This window comes from Streptomyces sp. NPDC056527 (assembly GCF_042794475.1).
Taxonomy (GTDB): domain Bacteria; phylum Actinomycetota; class Actinomycetes; order Streptomycetales; family Streptomycetaceae; genus Streptomyces.
Window position 1 is genome coordinate 1 of record NZ_JBHTTQ010000011.1, and the last position, 26,236, is coordinate 26,236.

20 protein-coding genes are annotated in these 26,236 nt (G+C 70.7%); 14 read left to right on the forward strand and 6 right to left on the reverse strand.

Going from position 1 to position 26,236, the window contains the following annotated elements; all coding sequences use genetic code 11:
- Positions 1–57: 57 nt before the first annotated feature.
- Positions 58–312: an antitoxin gene (locus ACFQ7Q_RS08755; RefSeq protein ID WP_383551453.1), complete on the reverse strand. Its 255-nt coding sequence runs from the start codon at positions 310–312 to the stop codon at positions 58–60.
- Between the two features lie 50 nt (positions 313–362).
- Positions 363–650, reverse strand: coding sequence for a hypothetical protein (locus tag ACFQ7Q_RS08760; protein ID WP_383551455.1), 288 nt, complete (start codon positions 648–650; stop codon positions 363–365).
- Between the two features lie 181 nt (positions 651–831).
- Between ACFQ7Q_RS08760 and miaA the strand changes: the two genes are divergently transcribed.
- From miaA to hflX, 6 genes are all read left to right on the forward strand, one after another.
- Positions 832–1,770: a tRNA (adenosine(37)-N6)-dimethylallyltransferase MiaA gene (miaA, locus tag ACFQ7Q_RS08765; RefSeq protein ID WP_383551457.1), complete on the forward strand. Its 939-nt coding sequence runs from the start codon at positions 832–834 to the stop codon at positions 1,768–1,770.
- Between the two features lie 107 nt (positions 1,771–1,877).
- Positions 1,878–2,342, forward strand: coding sequence for a hypothetical protein (locus ACFQ7Q_RS08770; RefSeq protein WP_383551639.1), 465 nt, complete (start codon positions 1,878–1,880; stop codon positions 2,340–2,342).
- A gap of 108 nt (positions 2,343–2,450) precedes the next feature.
- Positions 2,451–3,347, forward strand: a complete 897-nt coding sequence (gene dapF, locus ACFQ7Q_RS08775) for a diaminopimelate epimerase (RefSeq protein WP_383551459.1) — start codon at positions 2,451–2,453, stop codon at positions 3,345–3,347.
- A 140-nt stretch (positions 3,348–3,487) separates the two neighbouring features.
- Positions 3,488–5,623, forward strand: coding sequence for a RelA/SpoT family protein (locus ACFQ7Q_RS08780; RefSeq protein ID WP_383551461.1), 2,136 nt, complete (start codon positions 3,488–3,490; stop codon positions 5,621–5,623).
- Positions 5,624–5,737: 114 nt separating this feature from the next.
- The gene (locus tag ACFQ7Q_RS08785; protein ID WP_383551463.1) at positions 5,738–7,231 is read left to right on the forward strand and encodes a M1 family metallopeptidase; all 1,494 of its coding nucleotides are present in this window, start codon (positions 5,738–5,740) and stop codon (positions 7,229–7,231) included.
- A gap of 118 nt (positions 7,232–7,349) precedes the next feature.
- The gene (gene hflX / locus ACFQ7Q_RS08790) at positions 7,350–8,843 is read left to right on the forward strand and encodes a GTPase HflX (protein ID WP_383551465.1); all 1,494 of its coding nucleotides are present in this window, start codon (positions 7,350–7,352) and stop codon (positions 8,841–8,843) included.
- Positions 8,844–8,945: 102 nt separating this feature from the next.
- Here hflX and ACFQ7Q_RS08795 read toward each other — a convergent pair whose 3' ends face one another.
- Positions 8,946–10,106 (reverse strand): trypsin-like serine peptidase, encoded by a 1,161-nt coding sequence (locus ACFQ7Q_RS08795; protein ID WP_383551467.1) that lies wholly within the window; start codon positions 10,104–10,106, stop codon positions 8,946–8,948.
- A gap of 154 nt (positions 10,107–10,260) precedes the next feature.
- Entirely contained in the window at positions 10,261–11,436 is a 1,176-nt protein-coding gene (locus ACFQ7Q_RS08800) for a trypsin-like serine peptidase (RefSeq protein WP_383551469.1), read from the reverse strand.
- 320 nt (positions 11,437–11,756) lie between these two features.
- Here ACFQ7Q_RS08800 and ACFQ7Q_RS08805 point away from each other — a divergent pair, with 320 nt between their 5' ends.
- The 5 genes from ACFQ7Q_RS08805 (at position 11,757) to ACFQ7Q_RS08825 (ending at position 19,853) form a co-directional block, all read left to right on the forward strand.
- A complete protein-coding gene (locus ACFQ7Q_RS08805) occupies positions 11,757–13,220 on the forward strand; it encodes a diaminobutyrate--2-oxoglutarate transaminase family protein (protein ID WP_383551471.1) in 1,464 nt (487 codons plus the stop codon).
- 38 nt (positions 13,221–13,258) lie between these two features.
- On the forward strand, positions 13,259–15,154 hold the full coding sequence (locus ACFQ7Q_RS08810; protein WP_383551473.1) for an IucA/IucC family protein: 1,896 nt from the start codon (positions 13,259–13,261) through the stop codon (positions 15,152–15,154).
- Positions 15,155–15,240: 86 nt separating this feature from the next.
- On the forward strand, positions 15,241–15,969 hold the full coding sequence (locus ACFQ7Q_RS08815; RefSeq protein ID WP_383551475.1) for a GNAT family N-acetyltransferase: 729 nt from the start codon (positions 15,241–15,243) through the stop codon (positions 15,967–15,969).
- 61 nt (positions 15,970–16,030) lie between these two features.
- A complete protein-coding gene (locus ACFQ7Q_RS08820; RefSeq protein WP_383551477.1) occupies positions 16,031–17,842 on the forward strand; it encodes an IucA/IucC family protein in 1,812 nt (603 codons plus the stop codon).
- A gap of 37 nt (positions 17,843–17,879) precedes the next feature.
- Entirely contained in the window at positions 17,880–19,853 is a 1,974-nt protein-coding gene (locus ACFQ7Q_RS08825; protein WP_383551479.1) for an ATP-dependent DNA helicase, read from the forward strand.
- 109 nt (positions 19,854–19,962) lie between these two features.
- On the opposite strand, the gene lexA is transcribed toward ACFQ7Q_RS08825, so the two are convergent.
- On the reverse strand, positions 19,963–20,754 hold the full coding sequence (gene lexA / locus ACFQ7Q_RS08830) for a transcriptional repressor LexA (RefSeq protein ID WP_329115078.1): 792 nt from the start codon (positions 20,752–20,754) through the stop codon (positions 19,963–19,965).
- Between the two features lie 479 nt (positions 20,755–21,233).
- Here lexA and nrdR point away from each other — a divergent pair, with 479 nt between their 5' ends.
- Complete coding sequence (nrdR, locus tag ACFQ7Q_RS08835) at positions 21,234–21,746, forward strand: transcriptional regulator NrdR (protein WP_383551481.1); 513 nt, start codon at positions 21,234–21,236, stop codon at positions 21,744–21,746.
- A 159-nt stretch (positions 21,747–21,905) separates the two neighbouring features.
- The gene (locus ACFQ7Q_RS08840) at positions 21,906–24,794 is read left to right on the forward strand and encodes a vitamin B12-dependent ribonucleotide reductase (RefSeq protein WP_383551483.1); all 2,889 of its coding nucleotides are present in this window, start codon (positions 21,906–21,908) and stop codon (positions 24,792–24,794) included.
- A gap of 81 nt (positions 24,795–24,875) precedes the next feature.
- Here the strand turns inward: ACFQ7Q_RS08840 and ACFQ7Q_RS08845 are convergent, their stop codons facing one another.
- The gene (locus ACFQ7Q_RS08845) at positions 24,876–25,406 is read right to left on the reverse strand and encodes a TerD family protein (RefSeq protein WP_383551484.1); all 531 of its coding nucleotides are present in this window, start codon (positions 25,404–25,406) and stop codon (positions 24,876–24,878) included.
- Between the two features lie 187 nt (positions 25,407–25,593).
- Between ACFQ7Q_RS08845 and ACFQ7Q_RS08850 the strand changes: the two genes are divergently transcribed.
- Entirely contained in the window at positions 25,594–26,199 is a 606-nt protein-coding gene (locus ACFQ7Q_RS08850; RefSeq protein WP_383551486.1) for a YdbC family protein, read from the forward strand.
- Positions 26,200–26,236: the final 37 nt, after the last annotated feature.

Here is a 26,236-nt window from a genome sequence, read left to right on the forward strand (position 1 = left end):
GAGCATGTGCTCCGCGGCCGTCCGCCGTGCGGAGGGACCGTCAGGTGACGCCGGGCGTCAGGCGGCCGGCGGCCGGGTCGGGCCTTCGCCCTGCGAGCCGTCGTCCTTGTGGGCGATCCGGTCAAGGGCGTCCTTGGCCTTGCCGGTGCCCGATTCGATCTTGGCGCTGTACTTGCCCTTGGTCTTCTCGTCGACCAGCTTCGCGGCCTTGTCGACGCCGTGCTCGATCTTCTCCCCGTGCTGCTGCGCGAGATCGGAGACCTTGTCCTTGGCCGGGGCGAGCTTGGCCTTCAGTGAATCCAGGAGACCCATGGGTCACCTTCCCTCTGGTGAGTCCGTTTGCCGTGCCCTGTCTCCAGGAACTACTTCCGGGCGCCTTCGCCGGCCTCGTTGTCCGCGGCCACCTCGGCCGACTGCTGCTTCGGGATCTCCACCGCCTCGACCGCGTCCACGACAGCGGCCGCCTCCGCGGTCTCGCCGGCCCCGGAACCCTCCGGCGCCTCGGTCTCGGAGTCCTCGGCGCCGGGCGTGGCCGCCTCGGTCTTCTCCGCAGCCTCCGGCGTCTCCGTCAGGGCGACGGCCTGGGCCTCCTCCGTTGACGCCTCGGCAGCTCCCTTGCCCTTACGGCGAAACATTGCAAAAACGCCCATTACCACTCCATAGCGTACTCGTGTGGGAGAAGCCCCGCGGCGCCCGGGGCGCCCGTTGCGCCACCCGGCGCAGCCGGTACGGAAACCGGCGGTCGGAACCTCGCAACTGGCAACGAACCCGGATGCGGGCCGTCACGTCGCTCATTCGGGGACTCGTCGAGAGGTTTGCGAGACTGGGGCGGTGAGAAGTGCAGCTCCCGCCCCGCGGGTCATCGCCGTCGTCGGTCCCACTGCGGCCGGAAAGTCCGATCTGGGAGTATTTCTGGCCCAGCAGCTCGGCGGCGAGGTCGTCAACGCCGACTCGATGCAGCTCTACCGAGGGATGGACATCGGCACCGCCAAGCTGACGCTCGAGGAGCGCGGGGGCATCCCGCACCACCTCCTCGACATCTGGGACGTGACGGAGGCCGCCAGCGTCGCCGAGTACCAGCGCCTCGCACGCGCGGAGATCGACCGGCTGCTCGCCGCGGGCCGTACCCCCGTCCTGGTCGGCGGCTCCGGTCTGTACGTGCGCGGTGCCATCGACGCCCTCGAGTTCCCGGGCACCGACCCGGCCGTACGGGCCCGTCTGGAGGCGGAACTGGAGGAGCGGGGCTCCGGTGCGCTGCACCTCCGCCTCGCCGCGGCCGACCCCGAGGCCGGGCGCGCGATCCTGCCCAGCAACGGCCGCCGCATCGTCCGGGCGCTCGAGGTGATCGAGATCACCGGCAAGCCCTTCACGGCCAACCTGCCCGGTCCCGACTCGGTCTACGACACCGTGCAGATCGGCGTCGACGTGGAGCGCCCCGAGCTCGACGAGCGGATCACCACGCGCGTGGACCGGATGTGGGAGGCCGGTCTCGTGGCGGAGGTGCGCACGTTGGAGGCGCAGGGATTGCGGGAGGGGCGCACGGCCGCACGCGCGCTCGGCTACCAGCAGGTGCTCGCGGCGCTCGCGGGGGAGTGCACCGAGGAAGAGGCGCGCGCCGAGACCGTGCGCGCCACCAAGCGCTTCGCGCGCCGTCAGGATTCGTGGTTCCGGCGCGACCCGCGGGTTCACTGGCTGAGCGGCGCGGCGGAACACCGGCGGGAACTCCCGCGAGAGGCGCTGGCGTTGGTCGAACGAGCGGTTACAGCCTGATCACGTGATGGCATCGGGACGCCACGCCCGTCATTCCAGTGGTCTTCGGCGTGCCATCATCGAGCATCGATCGACCAAGTGGAGTCCGAGTGGGAGGGCGCGTGGCGATGGAGGCCGGCCCTCGCGACAGAGAACAGAACGACGCGATCCGGGGCGAAGCCCCGGGTGACGCGCCCGGTTTGAGCCCGGACGGTCCGGACGAGGCCGAGGGTTCGGCCGTCGAGGTCGACGCCGACGAGGTCGAGGTCGAACTGCGGCCCCAGCCCCGGCTGCGGATCTGGCAGCTCGCCCCGATCGTCGGCCTCGCCGCCGTCGGCTCGCTGATGTTCGCCTTCCCCCTCGCCTTCGGTTCCGGCGAGGGCGGCGCCGTCGTCGCCATGCTCGGACTGCTGATCAGTTCCTGCGCGGCCGGCTGGGGCATGATGGCCGCCCGCAAGGTGGGCCACACGTGGCCGGGTCTTCCGGCCCGCGGCTCCGGCGAGCGGCCGAACTGGCGGGTGATCGCCCTGTACGTGTTCTTCAGCGCGCTCCTCGTCGTCCTGGCCGTCTGGCGCGTGGCCCGCCTCCGCTGACGCCGAGGCCCGCGCCCCCGTCGCAGGTCGCCCGGGTGCCCGGCACGCCGACGCCCGCTCCGTGGACCGTCGAGGGCCTTGTCCGACCCGACCCGTACAGTTGATCCCGTGACCACCACGCAGACCTCGCCGCTCGCATTCCTCAAGGGCCACGGGACCGAGAACGACTTCGTGATCGTCCCCGACGCCGACAACGCCGTCGAGCTGCCCGCCGGGGCCGTCGCGCGACTCTGCGACCGACGGGCCGGTATCGGCGGCGACGGGCTGCTGCACGTGGTCCGCAGCGCGGCCCACCCCGAGGCCAGGGCCATGGCCGACGAGGCCGAGTGGTTCATGGACTACCGCAACGCGGACGGTTCGATCGCCGAGATGTGCGGCAACGGCGTCCGCGTCTTCGCCCGCTATCTGCAGCACGCCGGGCACGTCACGGCCGGCGAGGTCGCCGTCGCCACCCGCGGCGGGATCAAGCGGGTCCACCTCGACAAGGACGGCTCCGTCACCGTCTCCATGGGGCGCGCCCGCCTTACCGAGGCCGGTGTCACCGTCACCGTCGACGGCCGCAGCTGGCCCGCCCGCAACGTGAACATGGGCAACCCCCACGCCGTCGCCTTCGTCGACAGCCTCGACCACGCGGGCAATCTGTTCACCGAGCCGCCGTACACCCCCGCCGAGGTCTACCCGGACGGCGTGAACATCGAGTTCGTCGCCGACCGCGGCCCCCGCCACGTCGCGATGCGCGTGCACGAGCGCGGTGCCGCCGAGACCCGTTCCTGCGGCACGGGCGCGTGCGCCGTCGCCGTGGCCACCGCCCGCCGGGACGGCGCCGACCCCGCCGTGATCGGGACGCCCGTCACGTACACCGTGGACGTCCTCGGCGGCACGCTGATCATCACCGAGCACCCCGACGGCGAGATCGAGATGACCGGCCCGGCCGTCATCGTCGCCGAGGGCACGATCGACCCGTCCTGGCTCGGCGCCGGAGCATTCGAAACAGTCAACGACTGATCCGTCGCTCGAATGGGTGATCCGCTTCACGCTGGGCGAGAGCGGGACTGCAGCGCGTGGTGGGGTCGGTAGCATCAAGCACCGGCCCGGCAGGCACGCCTTGCCCGCCCACCGCCGGTCGACGTCGCCGGAGGTGCCCCATGAGCGCAGAGGCCACCAATCCCGTGAGCGCAGCGGAGGCCACCGGCCCCGACGCTCCCAGCCGCAGGCGCGCCCGTCCGAGGATCGACCTCCGCCGGCTGGGCCGCGCCGCTCTCCTCGGTCCCGCCACCAGGGACCGGCTGCCCGACGCCATCGGGCATGTCGCCGAGGCTCACCGCGCCCACCACCCCGATGCCGACCTCGCCGTGCTGCGCCGGGCGTACGTCCTCGCGGAGCACTCGCACCGCGGACAGTTCCGCAAGAGTGGCGAGCCGTACATCACCCATCCGCTCGCCGTCACCCTGATCCTCGCCGAACTGGGCGCCGAGACCACGACCTTGACCGCCGCCCTGCTCCACGACACCGTCGAGGACACGGAGGTGACGCTCGATCAGGTCCGTGCGCAGTTCGGCGACGAGGTCGCCTATCTCGTCGACGGTGTCACCAAGTTGGAGAAGGTCGACTACGGCGCCGCCGCCGAGCCCGAGACCTTCCGCAAGATGCTCGTCGCCACCGGCGACGACGTCCGGGTCATGTCGATCAAGCTCGCCGACCGGCTCCACAACATGCGCACCCTCGGCGTGATGCGACCCGAGAAACAGGTCCGGATCGCCAAGGTCACCCGCGACGTCCTCATCCCGCTGGCCGAACGGCTCGGCGTCCAGGCGCTCAAGACCGAGCTGGAGGACCTCGTCTTCGCGATCCTCCACCCGGAGGAGTACGAGGCGACCCGCGCGCTCATCGCCGAGAACACCGGCGCGGGTGACGCGCTGGCCGCCATCGCCGCCGGCGTCTCCACCGTCCTGCGCGACGCGGACATCACCGCCGAAGTCCTCGTCCGGCCACGGCACTTCGTCTCCGTCCACCGCGTCCGCCTCAAGCGTGGCGACCTGCGGGGCAGTGATTTCGGGCGGCTTCTCGTCCTGGTAGGCGAGGACGCCGACTGTTACGCCGTCCTCGGCGAGCTCCACACGTGTTTCACCCCGGTGATCTCCGAGTTCAAGGACTTCATCGCCGCCCCCAAGTTCAACCTGTACCAGTCGCTGCACACCGCCGTCGCGGCCCCCGACGGGTCCGTCGCCGAAGTCCTCATCCGTACGCACCAGATGCATCAGGTCGCCGAGGCCGGCGTCGTCGCGCTCGGGAACCCGTACACCCCTCCGACGGGCGGCGAGGGCCCCGATCAGGCCGAGGACGGGGAGCGCGTCGACCCCACCCGCCCCGGCTGGCTCTCCCGGCTCCTCGACTGGCAGCAGGCCACCCCCGACCCCGACACCTTCTGGACCTCGCTGCGTGCGGACCTCGCGGAGGACCAGGAGATCACGGTCTTCCGTGCCGACGGCGGCACCCTCGGCCTGCCCGCCGGGGCGAGCTGCGTCGACGCCGCCTACGCGCAGCACGGCGGAGCCGCCCACGGCTGCCTCGGCGCCCGTGTCAACGGGCGTCTGGCGACGCTCAGTACGGTCCTGAACGACGGCGACACCGTGCAGCTGCTGCTCGCCCAGGACACCGCCTCCGGGCCGTCCCCCGAGTGGCTGGAGCACGCCCGTACCCCCGCCGCGCGCATCGCGATCACCGCCTGGCTCCAGGCGCACCCGGAGGCCGTGGGCGCACCCGAGGCCGACCCTCGGCCGCCGGTGTCCTTCACCGCCGACCGGCGCTCGGGTGCCAAGCTCCACGCCGAGCTGCCGGAGGCCACCGCCACCGACGCCGTCGTACGGCCGGCCGGCTGCTGCACCCCCGTACCGCCCGACGAGATCACCGGCTTCCAGGTCCGCGGTGGATCCGTCACCGTCCACCGCACCGGATGCGCCGCCGTCGACGCCATGAGACGGCTCGGCCGCACGCCCGTCACCGTCCACTGGGGTGCCACCGCCGAGTGCCGTGTGACGCTCGTCGCCGAGTCCTTCGGCCGCCCCCGCCTCCTTGCGGACCTCACCGAAGCCATCGCCACAGCGGGTGTCGCCGTCGTCGCCGCGAAGATCGAGCCGCCCAGCGAGCAGCGGGTCCGGCACACATACACCCTGCAGCTCCCCGACGCGGCCGGGCTGCCCGCGCTGATGCGCGCCATGCGGGACGTGCCCGGGGTGTACGACGTGAGTCGCGCCCGGCACCCCGCCTCGCACGGAGAGTGACATCGCCGCGCGTGCCGGCGGCACAGGGGTGATGGCAGCACGGCCGTGACCCCTTCGGGTGGCGGGCGAGCGCGCCGCACGGGGGAGCGGCGCGGGCACTGGTAGCCGTAGCCCATGCCGCTCACACCCCGAAATCGCTCCCCACGCGCGCGTTGGCTGCGTTCCGCCGTCCTGGTCGCCGCCTCGGCCGGGCTCGTCGCCGCCGCCCTCCCCGCATCCGCGCCGCTCGGGATCGGAGACCCGCTCTTCCCCCACCTCGGCAACCCGGGCTACGACGTCCTCTCCTACGACATCGATCTCACCTACCAGGGCAAGAACACCGAGCCGCTCGCGGCGGTGACCCGGATCGACGCCCTCGCCACCGCCGACCTGGAGCGGATCAACCTCGACTTCACGCACGGCAAGGTCGCCTCGGTCACCGTCGACGGCGAACCGGCCGACTTCGTGAGCAGCGGCGAGGACCTGGTGATCACACCCGCCCAGCCGGCCGAGGACGGCGACCCGCTGACCATCGCCGTCACCCACACCAGTGATCCCAGTGGCCCCGCCGACACGGGCGGCTGGGTGCGTACCGGTGACGGTCTCGCCATGGCCAATCAGGCCGACGCCGCCCACCGGGTCTTCCCCTCCAACGACCACCCCTCCGACAAGGCGTACTTCACCTTCCGGATCACGGCCCCCAGCTCGCTCACGGCCGTGGCCAACGGCCTTCCGGCCGACCGGACCACCGACGGGTCCACCACCACTTGGACCTACCGCACGACCCACCCCATGGCCACGGAGCTCGCGCAGGTCTCCATCGGCCGCACCACCGTCGTGCACCGGGCCGGGCCCCACGGGCTCCCCCTTCGCGACGTGGTGCGCACCGCCGACCGCGAGCTCCTGGAGCCCTGGCTGAAGCGCACCCCCGGTCACATCGAGTGGATGGAGCGCCAGGTCGGCCCGTACCCCTTGGAGACGTACGGACTCCTGGTGGCCGACGCCGAGACCGGATTCGAGCTGGAGACCCAGACCCTGTCTCTCTTCGAGAGAAGGCTCTTCACCGAGCCCGCCTACCCGGAGTGGTACGTGGACTCGATCATGGTCCATGAGCTGGCCCACCACTGGTTCGGCAACAGCGTCTCGCCCCGTACCTGGTCGGACCTGTGGCTCAACGAGGGACACGCGAGCTGGTACGAGGCGCTGTACGCCGAGGAGACCGCCAAGCAGTCCCTGGAGCGGCGCATGAAGGCCGCCTACGGAGCCTCCGACGCCTGGCGCGCCGACGGCGGACCGCCCGCCGCCCCCGAGCCGCCGACGCCCGGACAGAAGATCAGCCTCTTCCGGCCCGTGGTCTACGACGGCAGCGCCCTGGTCCTCTACGCCCTGCGCCAGGAGATCGGCAAGGACGCCTTCCAGAGCCTGGAACGCCGCTGGGTCGGCGAGCACGCGGACTCCACCGCCACCACCGCCGACTTCACGGCGCTCGCCTCCGAGGTCGCGGGGCGTGACCTCACGTCGTTCTTCGCGGGCTGGCTGTACGCGGAGAAGACCCCGCCGATGCCCGGGCACCCGGACTGGCGCTCCCGCCCGGCCGCCGAGGCCCGCGGCGCCGTGAAACCAGGGTGACGGGCCGCGGTCGACCGTGTCACCATCGTCAGGTCGACGACGCGGTCGGCCCGGGAATCTTTCCGTGCCGTCACACGTTGTGATCGACGCAACCACTTTCCATCGACGTAAGGATCAAATGACCTCCTCTTCATCCCCTTCCCAGGACGAGCAGAGCTTCGCGGAGACGAGCCGCACCGAGAGCCTTCGGGCCGATGCCCTGATGGAAGAGGACGTCGCCTGGAGCCACGAGATCGACGGAGAGCGGGACGGCGATCAGTTCGACCGCTCCGAGCGCGCGGCCCTGCGGCGCGTGGCGGGCCTCTCCACCGAACTCGAGGACGTCACCGAGGTCGAGTACCGACAGCTGCGCCTGGAGCGCGTCGTGCTGGTCGGCGTATGGACCTCGGGGACCGTCCAGGACGCGGAGAACTCCCTGGCGGAGCTCGCGGCCCTCGCCGAGACGGCGGGCGCCCTGGTGCTCGACGGCGTGATCCAGCGCCGTGACAAGCCGGACCCGGCCACCTTCATCGGTTCCGGCAAGGCCCGTGAGCTGCGGGACATCGTGCTCGAAACCGGTGCTGACACCGTCGTCTGCGACGGCGAGCTCAGCCCCGGCCAGCTCATCGCCCTCGAAGACGTCGTCAAGGTGAAGGTGGTCGACCGGACCGCCCTCATCCTCGACATCTTCGCCCAGCACGCCAAGTCCCGAGAGGGCAAGGCGCAGGTCGCGCTCGCGCAGATGCAGTACATGCTGCCGCGACTGCGAGGCTGGGGTCAGTCGCTCTCCCGTCAGATGGGCGGCGGCGGCGGTGGCGGCATGGCCACCCGTGGTCCCGGTGAGACCAAGATCGAGACCGACCGGCGTCGGATCCGCGAGAAGATGGCGAAGATGCGCCGGGAGATCGCGGAGATGAAGACCGGCCGCGACATCAAGCGGCAGGAGCGGCGCCGTCACAAGGTTCCCTCGGTCGCCATCGCCGGTTACACCAACGCAGGCAAGTCCTCGCTGCTCAACCGGCTGACCGGTGCGGGTGTGCTGGTGGAGAACGCCCTGTTCGCCACCCTCGACCCGACCGTGCGCCGGGCCGAGACGCCCAGCGGCCGGGTCTACACCCTGGCCGACACCGTCGGGTTCGTACGGCACCTGCCGCACCACCTGGTCGAGGCGTTCCGCTCCACGATGGAGGAGGTCGGTGACTCCGATCTGATCCTGCACGTGGTCGACGGTTCGCACCCGGCTCCGGAGGAGCAGCTCGCCGCGGTGCGCGAGGTGTTCCGCGACGTCGGCGCGGTGAACGTGCCGGAGGTCGTGGTCGTCAACAAGGCGGACGCGGCCGACCCGCTCGTCCTGCAGCGCCTGATGCGGGCCGAGCGCCACGCGATCGCGGTCTCCGCCCGTACGGGCGAGGGCATCGAGGAGCTGCTCGCGCTCATCGACGCCGAACTGCCGCGGCCGCAGGTCGAGATCGAGGCACTCGTGCCGTACACGCAAGGCGGTCTCGTCTCCCGGGTGCACGCCGAGGGTGAGCTGCTCTCCGAGGAGCACACCGCGGAGGGCACGCTGCTCAAGGCGCGCGTGCACGAGGAGCTGGCGGCGTTCCTGACGCCGTACGTACCGGCCGCCCACTGACCGGTTCGCTCACACGCGGAAGGCCCCGCCCCCGATGAGGGGGCGGGGCCTTCCGCATGACGTACGCCGGTGTCCGCCGGCGTGGGTGTCAGTGCCGTCGGGTCAGCGGGCGAACTTCTTGCTCACCATCTCGTGCGCGTTCTTCGCGCCGCTCCCCAGCAGCGGTCCGGCCAGCCAGCCGTTGCCGCCGGCCGGGCCGATCGAGGTGTTCGAGACCAGCGCGGTCGTCCCGTTGGGCAGCGCACGGAACCAGCCGCCGCCGGACGAGCCACCGGTCATCGTGCAGCCGATGCGGTACATGGTCGGCGTGGCCGGTGCCGTGGTGAGCCGGGTGGCCCGGTCCAGGCACTTGTGCATGATCAGACCGTTGTACGGCGGAGCAGCCGGGTAGCCCCAGGCTCCCACCGTTCCGGCCTGCGCGGGCGCGGGCGCCGAGAAGTCGATCGGCAGCGCGGCGCCGACGGTCTCCTCCAGGGACTTCTTCCCGCGGGCCGGCTGCACGTGCAGCACGGCGTAGTCGTACGGCCAGGCGGCCTGCGACCCGCCGCGCTGGATCCACTCGCCCGAGGTCACGGCCCAGTCGGCCCAGTACTGGCCGTACGGCGACTCCTCGTGCGGCTGAGCATTGCGCAGCGCCGCCGGAGACTTGCCGAGGTCGTTGTAGGCGGGGACGAAGGTGATGTTGCGGTACCAGCCGCCTCGCTGCCCGGCGTGGACGCAGTGGCCGGCGGTCCACACCATGTTGGACTTCCCGGGCCGGCGCGGGTCCTTCACGATCGTGCCGGAGCAGACCATGTGGCCCTGGGGCGAGTCGAAGAAGATCTTGCCGACCGGCGCCGCGTTGCGGTGGTACGGCGTCTTCTCCCGCTGGGCCTGGACCGGTCGCGGCGTGGGGTCGCTGCCGCCGGAGCCCGCCGTCGTGGCCATCGTCTGGTCCGGGCTCTTCGCGGACTGCATCCGCTGGGAGTCCCAGAGCCCTTCGATCACCGGGTTGACGAAGTCCTCGGCCTCACGGAGCCATGTGTCCGTGTTCCAGTTCTTCCACTCGCCGTTCTTCCACTTGTCCGGGTCGACGCCGTGCTTCTTCAGCTTGTCGGCGAGGTCCTTGGGAAGAGTGGCATCGCCGCCTCCGGTGGCCGGAGCGCTCGTCTGCGCCGAGGGCTTGTCGGCCGCCGGTGTCTCGGTCGGCCCACAGGCGGTCGCGGTCAGCGCGAGCGCCGAGGCCAGCGCCGCGAAGGCCGGTATGAGTCGTGTGGAACGCATGAGTTGAGATCCCCCAGATGATGATTCCCGCGTCCGGGCGACGCCACGGACCGATTGCCACGGTCGCGTTGCCATGGACGCGTCACTTGCGGTGCACAGTATGCCCGTAGGAAAAGGGCGGGGCCCCGCAGGACCCCGCCCCTCGGCCCGCCGTCTAGCGGCCGGCGAACTTCTTGCTGACCTCGTCGTAGATGCCCTTGGCCTCGGTGCCCAGGCGCGGACCGGCCAGCCAGCCGGCCGTCACCGGGCCGATCGAGGTGTTGGACACCAGCGCCGGCTTGCCGTCCTGCCCGGCGGCGACCCAGCCACCGCCGGACGAACCGCCCGTCATCGTGCAGCCGATGCGGTACATCGTCGGCTGCTCCGCCTTCACCGACAGGCGGCCCGGCTTGTCCTGGCACTGGAACATCTTCTGGCCGTCGAACGGCGGGCCCGCCGGGTAACCCGTCGCCGTCATCTTCGCGATCTTCGACACCGCGGGAGCGTTGAACTCCACCGGCAGGGCCGAACCGACCGTCTCCTCCAGCGACTTGCCCGTGCTGCCCTTCTCCGGCGTCACATGGATCACCGCGAAGTCGTACGGAGCACCCTGACCGCCCGTCGCCGCGCCCTGGGAGATCCACTGCTCGGACGTCTGCGCCCAGTCGCCCCACCACACGCCGTACGGAGCGACCTGCTCACGCGTCGCCTTCTCCAACTGCGCGGTCGGCAGGGCGCGGTCGTTGTACGAGGGGACGAAGGCGATGTTGCGGTACCAGCCGCCCTTCTTGCCCGCGTGCACACAGTGACCCGCCGTCCAGACCATGTTGGACTTGCCGGGGTTGGCCGGGTCCTTCACGACCGTGGCCGAGCAGACCATCGAACCCTCGGGGCCGTCGAAGAACACCTTGCCCGCCTCGGGGGCGTTGGAGTGGTACGGCGACTGCACGCCCTTCGCCCTGACCGGCGCGGGGGTCGGGTCGGTGACACCCTCGTCGCCCGAGATGTCCTCCTCCTCGACCGGCTTGTCGGGCCGCTGCGCGTCACGCATCCGGTCCGGGTCCCAGAGGTCCTCGATGATCGGGTTGACGTAGTCCTTCGCCTCACGAAGCCACTTGTCGCGGTCCCAGTTCTTCCACTCGCCGTTTCTCCACTTGTCCAGATCGATCCCGTGCTCCTTGAGCCGGTCCTTGAGATCGTCCGGAATCGTGATCTTGTCGCCGGTGGACGGGCTCGCGGAAGCGCTGGGCTTGTCTCCCGCGTTCTCCTCGGTCGGGCCGCAGGCCGTCGCCGTCAGCGTCAACGCCGCGACGGCGGCTGCCGCGGCCAGCAGCGGACGAATCGATCGCATCTCGTGATCCCCCTGGGACTACGTCAACTTGTGCATGAGTGAACAGTGGTGGCGCCGTGACCGGCGCCGATGTGCGCCCCCACTATGCCGGTGCCCGGTGGGACGGCGTGCGGCAGGTCCGCGGTTCCGGCCTCCGCCCGGCCGTTGCCGGGTCGTGATCCCCACCGTCTCAAGGATCTTGAGATTTCCCCGTGATCCTTGGCAGCCCTCGTCGTTGGTACGTACGGGGGACACAGCGGAAGCGTTCAGCGACACCGTTCGCGCGGCGGAGCAACGTACCGATGTGCAACGCAACTGTTACAGCGGGAGGACACCGAGCCGTGGCCGTCACCGAACCAGCTCCGGCCGTACCGTCGGCCGTGCAGGCGAACCAGCGGGAGCGGAGAGCGGGTGAAGGGGGCGCACTTGAGGGCATCCTGCGTCGCCAGTCGCTGCGCGAATCGGCGGCGCGCACCTATGCGCGCTCATTGCCGATCGTTCCCGTACGGGCCCGGGGACTGACCATCGAGGGCGCGGACGGCCGGCGCTATCTGGACTGCCTCTCCGGCGCGGGGACCCTGGCCCTCGGGCACAACCACCCGGTGGTCCTCGAAGCCATCAAGAAGGTCCTCGACTCCGGAGCCCCGCTGCACGTCCTCGACCTCGCCACCCCGGTCAAGGACGCCTTCACCACCGAGCTGTTCGCCACGCTGCCGCCCGGACTCGCCCACGACGCGCGCATCCAGTTCTGCGGACCCGCGGGCACGGACGCCGTCGAGGCCGCCCTCAAGCTCGTGCGCACGGCCACCGGCCGCCGTGGCCTGCTCAGCTTCACCGGCGCCTACCACGGCATGACGGCCGGAGCCCTCGACGCCTCCGGGGGAGCGACGGACGTACGGGTCACCCGGCTCCCCTATCCGCAGAACTACCGCTGCCCCTTCGGAGTCGGCGGCGAGCGCGGGGCCGAACTCGGCGCGCGCTGGACGGAGAACCTCCTCGACGACCCCAAGAGCGGGGTCCCCACACCCGCCGCCATGATCCTCGAACCGGTCCAGGGCGAGGGTGGCGTCATCCCCGCCCCCGACGCCTGGCTGCGGCGGATGCGGGAGATCACCGCGGCCCGCTCCATCCCGCTCATCGCCGACGAGGTCCAGACGGGCGTCGGACGCACCGGCGCCTTCTGGGCCGTGGAGCACAGCGGCGTCGTGCCCGACGTCATGGTCCTGTCCAAGGCCATCGGCGGCTCCCTCCCGCTCGCGGTCATCGTCTACAGGTCGGAGCTCGACGCCTGGGAACCCGGCGCCCACGCGGGCACGTTCCGCGGCAACCAGCTCGCCATGGCGGCCGGTGCCGCCACCCTCGCCTACGTACGGGAGAACCGGCTCGCCGACCGCGCGGCCACCCTCGGCGCCCGGATGCTCGGACGGCTCCAGGGCCTGGCCGCGGCCCACCCCTGCATCGGCGATGTACGCGGCCGTGGGCTGATGATCGGCGTCGAACTGGTGGACCCGGACGCCACGGACCCGGGCGACCTCGGGGCCACCGTCCCACCGGCCGATCCCGCCCTCGCCACGGCCGTCCAGCGCGAATGCCTCGACCGCGGACTCATCGTCGAACTCGGCGGCCGCCACTCGGGCGTCGTACGCCTTCTCCCTCCGCTCACCCTCACCGACGAACAGGCCGAGGCCGTCCTCGACCGCTTCGCCGACGCCCTGGCCGCCGCCGAACGTGCCCACCGCCCGGCGTCTCCCCCACGCGGCAAGCGTCCCCGGACCGACACCGGACCGACCGGACCGTCCCACTGATCCCGGACCGAACCCGGACACCTCACAAGGAAGCCCCCGTGAACGCCAGCCCCGCATCCGAAGCGTCCGACACCGCCAGCGCCGTACTCGGCCCTCTCGCCGTCGAACAGGCCACCGTCCCCCGGCAGCACTCCGGCCCGTACGACCCCCAGCCCACCCCCGCACCGCACGCGTCCGTCAAGGCCGCCGCCGCTGTGGGGAGTACGGCGACCCGGGAGGATCACCTCGACGACCCGGACGCACAGCGCGCAGCCGACGCCGCGACCATCGAGAACCTGCTGCGCTGCTGGGTACGCGAGAAGAACCTTCCGGCCCCCGAGTCCACGACCCTCCGTATTCCTCTCGACGCCAGCGGCACCGCCCTCCTCGTCCCCGTCCACTACTGGTCGCCGACGGGGTGGCACCGCTTCGGGCCCCCCACCCTCGAAGGACTGCACCCCACCGCTCCCACCGCCGACGCCGTCACCGTCGCCGCACTCATCAGCCGCGAGACCGGCCGCCCCGAAGGAACCGAACTCGTCGGTCGCGTCGCCGATTCGACCCGCCGCACCGCCGAGTTCATCACCGAGCGGCGCCGTCGCCCCAACCCCGGCCCCGAAGCCGACCTCTTCCTCACCGCCGAGCAGTCCCTGTTGCTCGGCCACCCGCTCCACCCCACCCCCAAGAGCCGCGAAGGGCTCTCCGAGGCCGAGGCCCGGGCCTACTCACCCGAGCTCCACGGTTCCTTCCCGCTGCACTGGATGGCTGTCGACCCCACGGTCCTCGCAGCCGACTCCGCCTGGACCGAACAGGGCCGGCCGGTCACCGCAGCCCAGCTCGCCGCCGGCCTCGCCGAGGGTCTCGAACTGCCCGCCGGCACCGTGCCATTGCCCCTGCACCCCTGGCAGGCGCGAGAACTGCCGCACCGCCCCGCCGTCGCCGCCCTTCTGGACGCCGGCCTCCTCCATGACCTCGGCCCCCACGGGGCCACCTGGCACCCCACCTCCTCCGTCCGTACCGTGCACCGACCCGGCGCCCGGACGATGCTCAAGCTCTCCCTCGGCGTGCGCATCACCAACTCCCGTCGCGAGAACCTCCGCAAGGAGCTCCACCGCGGCGTGGAGGTCCACCGACTGCTGCGTACCGGGCTCGTCGACCAGTGGCAGGCCTCCCACCCCAACTTCGACATCGTCCGTGACCCCGCCTGGCTCGCGGTCGACACCCCGGCCGGCGAACCGATCCCCGGGCTCGACGTCATGGTCCGCCACAACCCCTTCAACGCCGGGGACGACGCCGTCTGCATCGCCGCCCTCACCGCCCCGCGCCCCTGGCCCGGCACTACGCGGATGCGCTCCCGTCTCGCCGACATCGTCCACCGCCTCGCCGTCCGGACCGGCCGCCCCACCACGGCCGTCGCCGCGGAGTGGTTCCTGCGCTACCTCGACCAGGTCGTCCGCCCCGTGCTCTGGCTCGACGGCCACGCGGGCGTCGCCCTCGAAGCCCACCAGCAGAACACCCTGGTGCTCCTCGACCCCGACGGCTGGCCCATCGGCGGCCGCTACCGCGACAACCAGGGCTACTACTTCCGCGAGTCCCACCGCGACGAGCTGGAGAACCGACTCCCCGGCATCGGCGCAGCCAGCGACACGTTCGTCTCCGACCAGGTCACCGACGAGCGCTTCGCCTACTACCTCGGCATCAACAACGTCCTCGGCCTCATCGGAGCCTTCGGCGCCCAGCGCCTCGCCGACGAACGCGTACTGCTCGCCGGCTTCCGCCAGTTCCTCACTTCCGCCACCGGTCTTGGCTCACCGCTGCCGCACCGGCTCCTGGAAGCCGCGACCCTGCGCTGCAAGGCCAACCTCCTCACCCGCCTGCACGGCCTCGACGAGCTCGTCGGCCCCGTCGACACCCAGTCCGTCTACGTCGCCATCACCAACCCCCTCCGTTCCTGAGGACCCCCCGCTCTCATCCCGACCCCACATCCATCAGCCCGCCGAAAGCCCACGATCCGACCGAACAGCCGAGAGGAGCACCCGCCATGTCCCCCACCGATGCGAGCACCGACTCGGGCACCGACCCCGGAACCGGCCACGGGCCATCGGCCGACACGGGCGGCGAGGACACCCTGGACCTGCACCTCGCGGACGAACTCGTCGCCCTGCTCGCCAACGCCGACGGCCCGGCGAGCACGTTCGGCGACCTCCTGGACGACGTCGCCACATGGGGCCGGGCCACGACCCCCGCTGGCTCCTTCCACCTCGTACCCGTGCGGATCGAACGGGACCTGGCGCTCGTCAGCCGCTGGATGAACGACCCTGCCGTGGCCGCCTTCTGGGAGCTCGCGGGCCCGGAATCGGTGACCGAGTCCCACATGCGCGCCCAACTCCACGGCGACGGCCGCAGCGTGCCCTGCCTCGGCGTCCTCGACTCGACCCCGATGAGCTACTTCGAGATCTACCGCGCCGACCTCGACCCGCTCGCCCGGCACTACCCAGCCCGGCCGCACGACACCGGCATCCATCTCCTCCTCGGCAGCGTCGCCGACCGCGGCCGCGGAGTCGGCACCACGCTGCTGCGAGCAGTCGCCGATCTCGTACTCGACCACCGGCCTCGCTGCACCCGCGTCATCGCAGAACCCGACCTTCGCAACACCCCCTCCGTCTCGGCCTTCCTGAGCGCCGGCTTCCGCCTCTCCGCGGAAGTCGACCTCCCTGACAAACGAGCCGCGCTCATGGTCCGTGACCGCGCCCTTCGTCACGTCCTGTGAACGCATCCCTGCCTTACTTACACCGCTCGACCCACAGCGGTTCCCACCCAGAGGAGTCCCCGTGCCGTCGTCCCCTGTCACCCATGACTCCGCACTGCTCACACCCCCCGAGCTGACTGCCGCGACCTGGACCAGGGCCGCCGCGCGCCTGCTCGCCAAGACCGTCGGCGAGTTCGCGTACGAGGAGATCGTCGAGCCCGTCCCCGTCCCGCCCGACCCCGCGACCGACACCCCCGGCGACCCCGACCGCTACCTCCTGCGGCTCGACGACGGCTCGCCACTGACCTTCACGGCCCGCCGTGGAGCCTACGGAAGCTGGCGGGTCGCCCCCGACTCCCTCGCCCTCGACGGGCAGCCGCTCACCGACCCCCTCGACTTCCTCGTCCGGGCCCGCAGGCTGCTCCGGCTCGACGGCGCCACCCTCGGTCATCTCATCCGCGAGCTCACCACCACCCTCGCCGCCGACGCCCACCTCGACCGGACGGCGCTGACGGCCGACCGGCTGGCCGATCTCGGTTACGCCGAACTCGAAGGCCACCAGACCGGCCACCCCTGGCTCGTCCTCAACAAGGGCCGGATCGGCTTCTCCGCGACCGACGCGGCCCGCTGGGCCCCCGAGGCCCGCCGCGCCACCCGGCTCCCCTGGATCGCGGTGAGCACCGAGCTCGCCGCCTACCGCGGAGTCCCCGGCCTCGACACCCCTGACCGGCTCTACGCCGGCGAACTCGACGCCGACGTCCGCGAGACCTTCCACAGCACGCTGCGGGCCCGCGGGCTCGACCCCGAGACGTACCTGCTCCTGCCCGTCCACCCCTGGCAGTGGGACGAGATCGTCCTCCCGCTCTACGCCCCCGCCGTCGCCTCCGGAGCCATCGTGCCGCTGCCGGCCGACGGGGACCTTCGGCTGCCCCAGCAGTCGATCCGCACGTTCCTCAACACGAGCCGGCCCGACAGGCACACCGTCAAGCTTCCGCTGTCGGTCCTCAACACCCTCGTCTGGCGCGGTCTCCCCACGGAACGGACCCTCGCCGCCCCCGCCGTCACCTCATGGGTCCACGGGCTGCGGGACGGCGACCCGTTCCTGCGCGACGAGTGCGGGGTGGTCCTGCTCGGCGAAGTAGCCTCCGTCACGGTCGAGCACCCCCTCTACGACCGACTGCCCGAGGTCCCGTACCAGTACAAGGAACTCCTCGGCGCGATCTGGCGCGAACCCCTCAGGCTCCCGCCCGGCGAACGCGCACGCACCCTCGCCTCCCTGCTCCACACCGACCCGGACGGCCGGGCGTTCGTCGCCGAACTGGTCGAGCGCTCGGGGCTCGCCCCCAGGACCTGGCTCCAGCGTCTCTTCACGGCCATGCTGCCGCCGCTGCTGCACTTCCTCTACCAGTACGGCACCGTGTTCTCCCCGCACGGCGAGAACGCCATCGTCGTCTACGACGACCAGGACGTCCCCGTACGCCTGGCGATCAAGGACTTCGTCGACGACGTGAACATCAGCGCACGCCCGCTGCCCGAGCACGACGCGATGCCGGACGACGTCCGGGCCATCCTGCTCACCGAGGAGCCCGACTTCCTCACCCAGTTCATCCATTCAGGGCTCTTCGTCGGTGTCTTCCGCTACCTGGCCCCCCTGTGCGAGGAACAACTCGCCGTGCCGGAACGTGACTTCTGGGCGCTGGTGCGCTCCGAGATCCTGCGCCACCAGGCGCGCTTTCCCGAGCTGAAGGAACGGTTCGAGCTCTTCGATCTCCTCACGCCCCGGATCGAGCGACTCTGTCTCAACCGGAACCGTCTGCACCTGGACGGCTACCGCGACCGCCCGGAGCGGCCCCATGCCGCCGTCCACGGGACGGTCCCGAATCCGCTCGCGTGATCCGGCTGTCAGTGCCGCGCCGTAGGCTGGACGCGCTATGACGAAGCCATCCCTCCCCGACCTCCTCCATGCCGCAGTCTCCGCCGTCGGCGGTATGGAGCGCCCCGGCCAGGTCACCATGGCCGAAGCGGTGGCCGAGGCCATCGACGACAGCTCCCACCTCCTCGTCCAGGCCGGCACCGGCACCGGAAAGTCCCTCGGCTATCTGGTGCCGGCGCTGGCGCACGGAGAGCGCGTCGTGGTGGCCACGGCCACCCTCGCGCTCCAGCGCCAGCTGGTCGAGCGTGATCTTCCGCGAACGGTCGACGCACTGCACCCGCAGCTGCGTCGCCGCCCGGAGTTCGCCATGCTCAAGGGGCGGTCGAACTATCTCTGTCTGCACCGCCTCCATGAGGGTGTGCCGCAGGAAGAGGAGGACGGCCTCTTCGATCCCTTCGAGGCCGCCGCTCCCACGAGCAAGCTGGGACAGGACCTGCTGCGGCTCCGCGACTGGTCGGACGAGACGGAGACGGGGGACCGGGACGATTTGACGCCGGGCGTCTCCGACCGCGCCTGGGCACAGGTGTCGGTCTCCTCCCGGGAGTGCCTGGGCGCGAGCAAGTGCGCGTACGGCGCGGAGTGCTTCGCCGAGGCGGCCCGCGAGCGCGCCAAGCTCGCCGAGGTCGTCGTCACCAACCACGCCCTGCTGGCCATCGACGCGATCGAGGGCGCCCCGGTGCTGCCCCAGCACGAGGTGCTGATCGTCGACGAGGCCCATGAGCTCGTCTCCCGGGTCACCGGCGTCGCCACCGGCGAACTCACCCCCGGCCAGGTCAACCGGGCGGTCCGCCGCTCCGCGAAGCTGGTCGACGAGAAGGTCGCCGACCAGCTCCAGACCGCGGCCGAGGGCTTCGAGCGGCTGATGGAGCTGGCGCTGCCGGGCCGCCTGGAGGAGATTCCGGAAGACCTGGCGTACGCGCTGATGGCGCTGCGCGACGCCTCCCGCGCCGTCATCACGGCGCTCGGCTCCACGCGCGACAAGTCCGTCCAGGACGAGGACGCCGTCCGCAAGCAGGCGATGGCGTCCGTGGAGACCGTCCACGGCGTCGCCGAGCGGATCACTCAGGGCTCCGAGTACGACGTGGTCTGGTACGAGCGCCACGACCGCTTCGGGGCCTCCCTGCGGGTGGCGCCGCTCTCCGTCTCCGGGCTGCTGCGCGAGAAGCTCTTCGCGGACAGGTCCGTGGTGCTGACCTCCGCCACACTCAAGCTCGGCGGTGACTTCAACGGGGTGGGGGCCTCCCTGGGGCTGGCCCCCGAGGGCACGCAGGGCGATGACATTCCGGTGTGGAAGGGGATCGACGTCGGTTCGCCGTTCGACTACCCCAAGCAGGGCATCCTCTACGTCGCCAAGCATCTGTCCCGCCCCGCGCGGGACGGCGATCGCGGAGACATGCTCGACGAGCTGACGGAGCTGATGCAGGCCGCCGGCGGTCGCACGCTCGGTCTGTTCTCCTCGATGCGCGCCGCTCAGCTGGCCGCCGAGGAGCTGCGCTCCCGGGTCCCCGAGTTCCCGATCCTGCTCCAGGGCGAGGACACGCTCGGCGAGCTGATCAAGAACTTCTCGGCCGAACCGCAGACCTGTCTCTTCGGCACGCTCTCGCTCTGGCAGGGAGTGGATGTCCCGGGCGCCAGCTGCCAGCTGGTCGTGATGGACAAGATCCCCTTCCCGCGCCCCGACGACCCGCTGATGAGCGCCCGCCAGAAGGCGGTGGAGGACGCCGGAGGCAATGGCTTCATGGCTGTCGCGGCCACTCACGCGGCGCTGCTGATGGCCCAGGGCGCCGGACGTCTCGTGAGGGCGACCGGGGACCGCGGCGTCGTCGCCGTGCTCGATCCGCGGCTCGCCACCGCCCGGTACGGCAGCTATCTGAAGGCGTCGCTGCCCGACTTCTGGTACACCACGGACCGTAATCAGGTGCGCAAGTCATTGGCGGCGATCGACGCCGCGTCGAAGGCGGCGGGGGTCTGAGAAAGCCGACCGGGGCCCTGCCGCATCGGCAGGGCCCCGGAGGGACACAGCAGGGCCCCGGGACCGGCGCAGTGGATCCCGGGGCCCGGTCGGAGCCGGCGAGGTGGTGTCACACCCGCCGCAGTACCGCGACGACCTTGCCGAGGATGGTGGCCTCGTCGCCGGGGATCGGCTGGTACGCCGCGTTGTGCGGCAGCAGCCAGACATGGCCGTCCTCGCGCTTGAAGCGCTTGACCGTGGCCTCGCCGTCGAGCATGGCCGCCACGATGTCGCCGTTCTCCGCGACCGGCTGACGGCGCACGGTGACCCAGTCGCCGTCGCAGATCGCGGCCTCGATCATCGAGTCTCCGACGACCTTCAGGACGAAGAGCTCACCGTCGCCGACGAGCTGCCGGGGGAGCGGGAAGACGTCCTCGACGGACTCCTCCGCGAGGATCGGGCCACCGGCGGCGATCCGGCCGACGAGCGGCACGTACGACGCGGCGGGCTTGCCGGTCGTGTCCGTCGGCTGCGTGCTGGGCTGGTCGGAGCCGCGCACCTCGTACGCCCGGGGGCGGTGCGGGTCCCGGCGCAGGAAGCCCTTGCGCTCCAGGGCCATCAGCTGGTGGGCCACGGAGGAGGTGCTGGAGAGGCCGACCGCCTGGCCGATCTCGCGCATCGACGGCGGGTAGCCGCGGCGCTGGACCGAGTCCCGGATGACCTCGATGACCCTCCGCTGGCGGTCCGTGAGGCCGGAGCTGTCCGCCCTGATGCCTGGAGGTCGCCCGGGCAGCGAGCGCGTAGGTCGCCCTGGCTCCCCGTCTCCGTTCATGGCTGCGTCATTCATGGCATGCACCGGCTCGAGTCGGCCCTGGGAGCGGTCCTGGGCAGTGATGGTGGCACTGTCTGCGGTGGTGGTCACGTCGGCGGCCCCTCTCGAATGGTCTCCCTGGCTGGCACAACGGTAGTGGCTTTCGAAAGGTTGCGCCAAACACACGTTCGAGTGAAAAATCGCGGATTGCCTTACGTGTACGTGCAGGTGGGTGTATACGCAGACCCCGGTTGCGGTGGCAATTCGGTCATTACGGTAGCGTTCCTCGCCGGGCCGCCTGGGAGCGGGGGTGCTTTCCCAGTGTGGCACTCATGGGGCCGGAATCAGCGGAGACGCGCGCCTCCCGTACCCTCGTGGCCGGTCGCGGGCGCGCCTGGCGCGCGACACGCGCGAAGTGCCGGAAACGCGACCCAACCCCAGATCTAGTGGTTGCATGGCATCAGCCACCTACAAGTTGTGGTCCCCCGTCTATCGGCGGTGCCCGCATCGCCTATGCTGGTGGTCGCTTCGAGGGGCCTTGACGGGCTCGGCGAGGCTATTCAGTCGTGCCGCGAGGGAGGGTCGGAACCATGCATTGCCCCTTCTGTAGGCACCCCGACAGCCGTGTCGTCGACAGTCGCACTACCGACGACGGGACGTCGATCCGACGCCGCCGCCAGTGCCCCGACTGCTCCCGTCGTTTCACGACGGTGGAGACCGCATCGCTGATGGTGATCAAGCGGTCCGGCGTGACCGAGCCCTTCAGTCGTACCAAGGTCATCTCCGGCGTCCGCAAGGCATGCCAGGGGCGACCCGTGACCGAGGACGCCCTCGCCAAGCTCGGCCAGCGGGTCGAGGAGGCGGTGCGCGCCACCGGGAGCGCCGAGCTGACCACCCACGACGTGGGCCTGGCCATCCTCGGCCCGTTGCAGGAGCTCGACCTCGTCGCGTACCTGCGCTTCGCATCCGTTTACAAGGCTTTCGACAGCCTCGACGACTTCGAGGCCGCCATCTCGGAACTCCGTGAGCAGCGGCCTCCCGCAGTGGACTGCGGGACCGGAGCGACCCCAGAGGTCCCCGTTCCCGCCACCGCCGCCGACTGACCGGCGGGCCGGACCGGGGGTCCGGCCGAGGCCGGCCGCGCGCGGCCGAAAAGACATGTCACGGGCGCCCGGAGCGGTGCTCGCGACAACAGACAAGAAGACAGTGCCCTGGGACTATCTGGGTGCTTAAAGGTGTTTTGCCCGTATATGGGAGGCGGCATGACAGAGACGGCGAGCGGTCCGGCGCGAGGTTCCCGAGCCAAGGGAGCCAAGGCGAGCAAGGGCCTGCGTATCGAGCGCATCCACACCACCCCGGGCGTGCATCCGTACGACGAGGTGATCTGGGAGCGTCGTGACGTCGTCATGACCAACTGGCGCGACGGCTCGGTCAACTTCGAGCAGCGTGGCGTCGAGTTCCCCGACTTCTGGTCGGTGAACGCGGTCAACATCGTCACCAGCAAGTACTTCCGCGGGGCCGTCGGCACCCCGCAGCGCGAGACCGGTCTCAAGCAGCTCATCGACCGGATCGTGAAGACGTACACCAAGGCCGGCGAGGGGTACGGCTACTTCGCCTCGCCCGCCGACGCCGAGATCTTCGAGCACGAGCTGGCGTACGCCCTCCTGCACCAGATCTTCAGCTTCAACTCCCCGGTGTGGTTCAACGTCGGCACGCCGCAGCCCCAGCAGGTCTCCGCCTGCTTCATCCTGTCCGTCGACGACTCCATGGAGTCGATCCTCGACTGGTACAAGGAAGAGGGCATGATCTTCAAGGGCGGCTCCGGCGCCGGCCTGAACCTCTCCCGTATCCGCTCCTCCAAGGAGCTGCTCTCCTCCGGCGGCAACGCCTCCGGCCCGGTCTCCTTCATGCGTGGCGCCGACGCGTCCGCAGGAACGATCAAGTCGGGCGGCGCCACGCGCCGCGCGGCCAAGATGGTCATCCTCGACGTCGACCACCCCGACATCGAGGACTTCATCGAGACCAAGGTCAAGGAGGAGGAGAAGATCCGCGCGCTGCGCGACGCGGGCTTCGACATGGACCTGGGCGGCGACGACATCACGTCCGTCCAGTACCAGAACGCCAACAACTCGGTCCGCGTGAACGACACGTTCATGAAGGCGGTCGAGGAGGGCGGCAAGTTCGGCCTGACGTCCCGTATGACCGGCGAGGTCATCGAGGAGGTCGAGGCCAAGGCGCTCTTCCGCAAGATGGCCGAGGCCGCGTGGGCCTGCGCCGACCCGGGCATCCAGTACGACGACACGATCAACCACTGGCACACCTGCCCCGAGTCCGGCCGCATCAACGGCTCGAACCCGTGCAGCGAGTACATGCACCTGGACAACACGTCCTGCAACCTCGCCTCGCTGAACCTGATGAAGTTCCTCAAGGACGACGGCAAGGGCAACCAGTCGTTCGACTCCGAGCGCTTCTCCAAGGTCGTCGAGCTGGTCATCACCGCGATGGACATCTCCATCTGCTTCGCGGACTTCCCGACCCAGAAGATCGGCGAGAACACCCGCGCCTTCCGCCAGCTGGGCATCGGCTACGCCAACCTCGGCGCCCTGCTCATGGCCACCGGCCACGCGTACGACTCCGACGGCGGCCGCGCCCTGGCGGGTGCCATCACCTCGCTGATGACCGGCACCTCGTACAAGCGCTCCGCCGAGCTCGCCGCGGTCGTCGGCCCGTACGACGGCTACGCCCGGAACGCCGAGCCGCACCAGCGCGTCATGAAGCAGCACGCCGACGCCAACACCGTGGCCGTCCGAATCGACGACCTCGACTCGCCGATCTGGGCCGCCGCCACGGAGGCCTGGCAGGACGTGATCCGCCTCGGCGCCAAGAACGGCTTCCGCAACGCCCAGGCGTCGGTCATCGCCCCGACCGGCACCATCGGTCTCGCGATGTCCTGCGACACCACCGGCCTCGAGCCCGACCTCGCCCTGGTCAAGTTCAAGAAGCTGGTCGGCGGCGGCTCGATGCAGATCGTCAACGGCACCGTCCCGCAGGCCCTGCGCCGCCTGGGTTACCAGGAGGAGCAGATCGAGGCGATCGTCGCCCACATCGCCGAGCACGGCAACGTGATCGACGCCCCCGGCCTGAAGACCGAGCACTACGAGGTCTTCGACTGCGCCATGGGCGAGCGTTCCATCTCCGCGATGGGCCACGTCCGCATGATGGCCGCCATCCAGCCCTGGATCTCGGGCGCCCTCTCCAAGACCGTGAACCTGCCGGAGACGGCCACGGTCGAGGACGTCGAGGAGGTCTACTTCGAGGCCTGGAAGATGGGCGTCAAGGCGCTCGCCATCTACCGCGACAACTGCAAGGTCGGCCAGCCCCTCTCCGCCAAGAAGAAGGAGGAGGAGAAGGTCGAGGTCACCGCGAAGTCCGAGGCGACGATCCGCGAGGCCGTCGAGAAGGTCGTCGAGTACCGCCCGGTCCGCAAGCGTCTCCCCAAGGGCCGCCCCGGGATCACCACGTCCTTCACGGTCGGTGGCGCCGAGGGTTACATGACCGCCAACTCCTACCCGGACGACGGTCTCGGCGAGGTCTTCCTGAAGATGTCCAAGCAGGGTTCGACGCTCGCGGGCATGATGGACGCCTTCTCCATCGCCGTCTCCGTCGGCCTGCAGTACGGCGTCCCGCTGGAGACGTACGTCTCGAAGTTCACCAACATGCGCTTCGAGCCGGCCGGCATGACGGACGACCCGGACGTGCGGATGGCGCAGTCGATCGTCGACTACATCTTCCGCCGCCTGGCGCTGGACTTCCTGCCCTTCGAGACCCGCTCCGCGCTCGGCATCCACTCGGCCGAGGAGCGTCAGCGTCACCTGGAGACGGGGTCCTACGAGCCCGCCGACGACGAGATGGACGTCGAGGGTCTGGCCCAGTCCGCCCCGCGCCAGACGGAGACCCTGAAGGCCGTCGCCCCTGCCCCCAAGGCGGAGGTTCCGGCGCCCAAGCAGGCGCACACCTCGGCGGAGCTCGTCGAGATGCAGCTGGGCATCAGCGCGGACGCCCCGCTCTGCTTCTCCTGCGGTACGAAGATGCAGCGGGCGGGCTCCTGCTACATCTGCGAGGGCTGCGGCTCGACCAGCGGCTGCAGCTGAACCGCTGAGCAGTGACTGACGAAGGGGACCGGCCTGTGGCGGCCGGTCCCCTTCGTGGTCGTCCGCATCGGTGCGGAAGGCTCAGGAGTGCCGGGCGCCCATCAGCGTCGCGAAGGTCTGCGGGTCCACGTCGAACCCACGGCGAATCGACCGGTACGACCAGCCCTCCGCGCCGTCCCGGGTGAACTCCACGACCGTCACGGCCGTCGCATCGGCGACGTCCTCGAAGCCGTGCGCGACGAGGTCCGTGTAGCCCTCGCGGACCCGTACCCCGGTGTTGGCGATGTCGCCGAAGGTCAGCCGGCCGCCGCCCTGCTGTATGGCCACGCCCACCACCACGCGCGCGTACCGGGGGGCGAGCCGGTCCAGCTCCAGGATCATGGCCTCGTCGTATCCGAAGCCCTGCCCCGTACGGCTGTCACGGCTGAGCGTGATCGTGCCGTCGGGGGAGCGACTGCCGAAGTGCACCAGATAGTCGGGCGAGCCGTGGGGATCGTCCGTCGTGTACACCCCGGCGATGATGTCCAGGTCGTGCGCCGAGGCGCCGATCGGACTCGGATCCCACTTGAGCGTCACCTCGACCTTGCCGACCCCCTTGTTGAGTCCGCTCACCGTGAATCCCCTCTCCGTGTACGACTTGCGTCGCCGGTCAGACCAACTGCCCGTGGTCGCGGGCAGGTTGTTCATGGTGTCATGCGCGGTCGGCGGGGTGCCGAGGGTCGAGGAGGCGGCCGTACCGGCGGCAGTGCACTCCTCCGTACTCTGACGGGGGCCATGCTCCGCCCCGTACGATGGCGCGGTGCTGGTCAAGTGGATTCGCTGCACCGTGGTGGACCGTAGGGGGTTCGAGCGGGGACAGCGGAAATGGGCGGGGCTGCTCGGTGAGCCGGGATTCCGGGGACAGGGCGGAGGATGGAGCCGGGCACGGCCGGATGTCGCCCATGTCTTCGCGTTCTGGGAGAGCCGCGCGTTCTACGACTCCTTCATGGCGCGCTCCCACGACCGGCTCGCCACCGCGCAGTCGGGCACGTTCAGGAACGCCCAGGTCAAGCTCTTCGACCACCGCTTCGACGTGAAGACGGGATTCGAGCCGAAGTTCACCGATGCCGATGTGGCGAGGGTGGCGCACTGCCGGGTCCACGAGGACCGAGTCGAGCACTTCGCGTTGATGCAGGAGAAGGTGTGGAATCCGGCGATGGCCGGTTCCCCCGGGATGCTGCGCGGTGTGTTCGGCGAGGCACCGGGGAACGAGTTCGTGGTGCTGTCGATGTGGCGGTCCGCCGCCGAGCACGGCAAGTACCGGGTCGAGCGCGTGGAACGGCTCGGGCTGCGTGCCCAGACGGAGGCCGACGTGGCGGCGCTCACCGGCGACGTGGTGCAGCTCGAACCGTCCTGGACGGTCTGAAGGGGCCGGCGGACCTTGTCACGGGCGCCGGGACCGC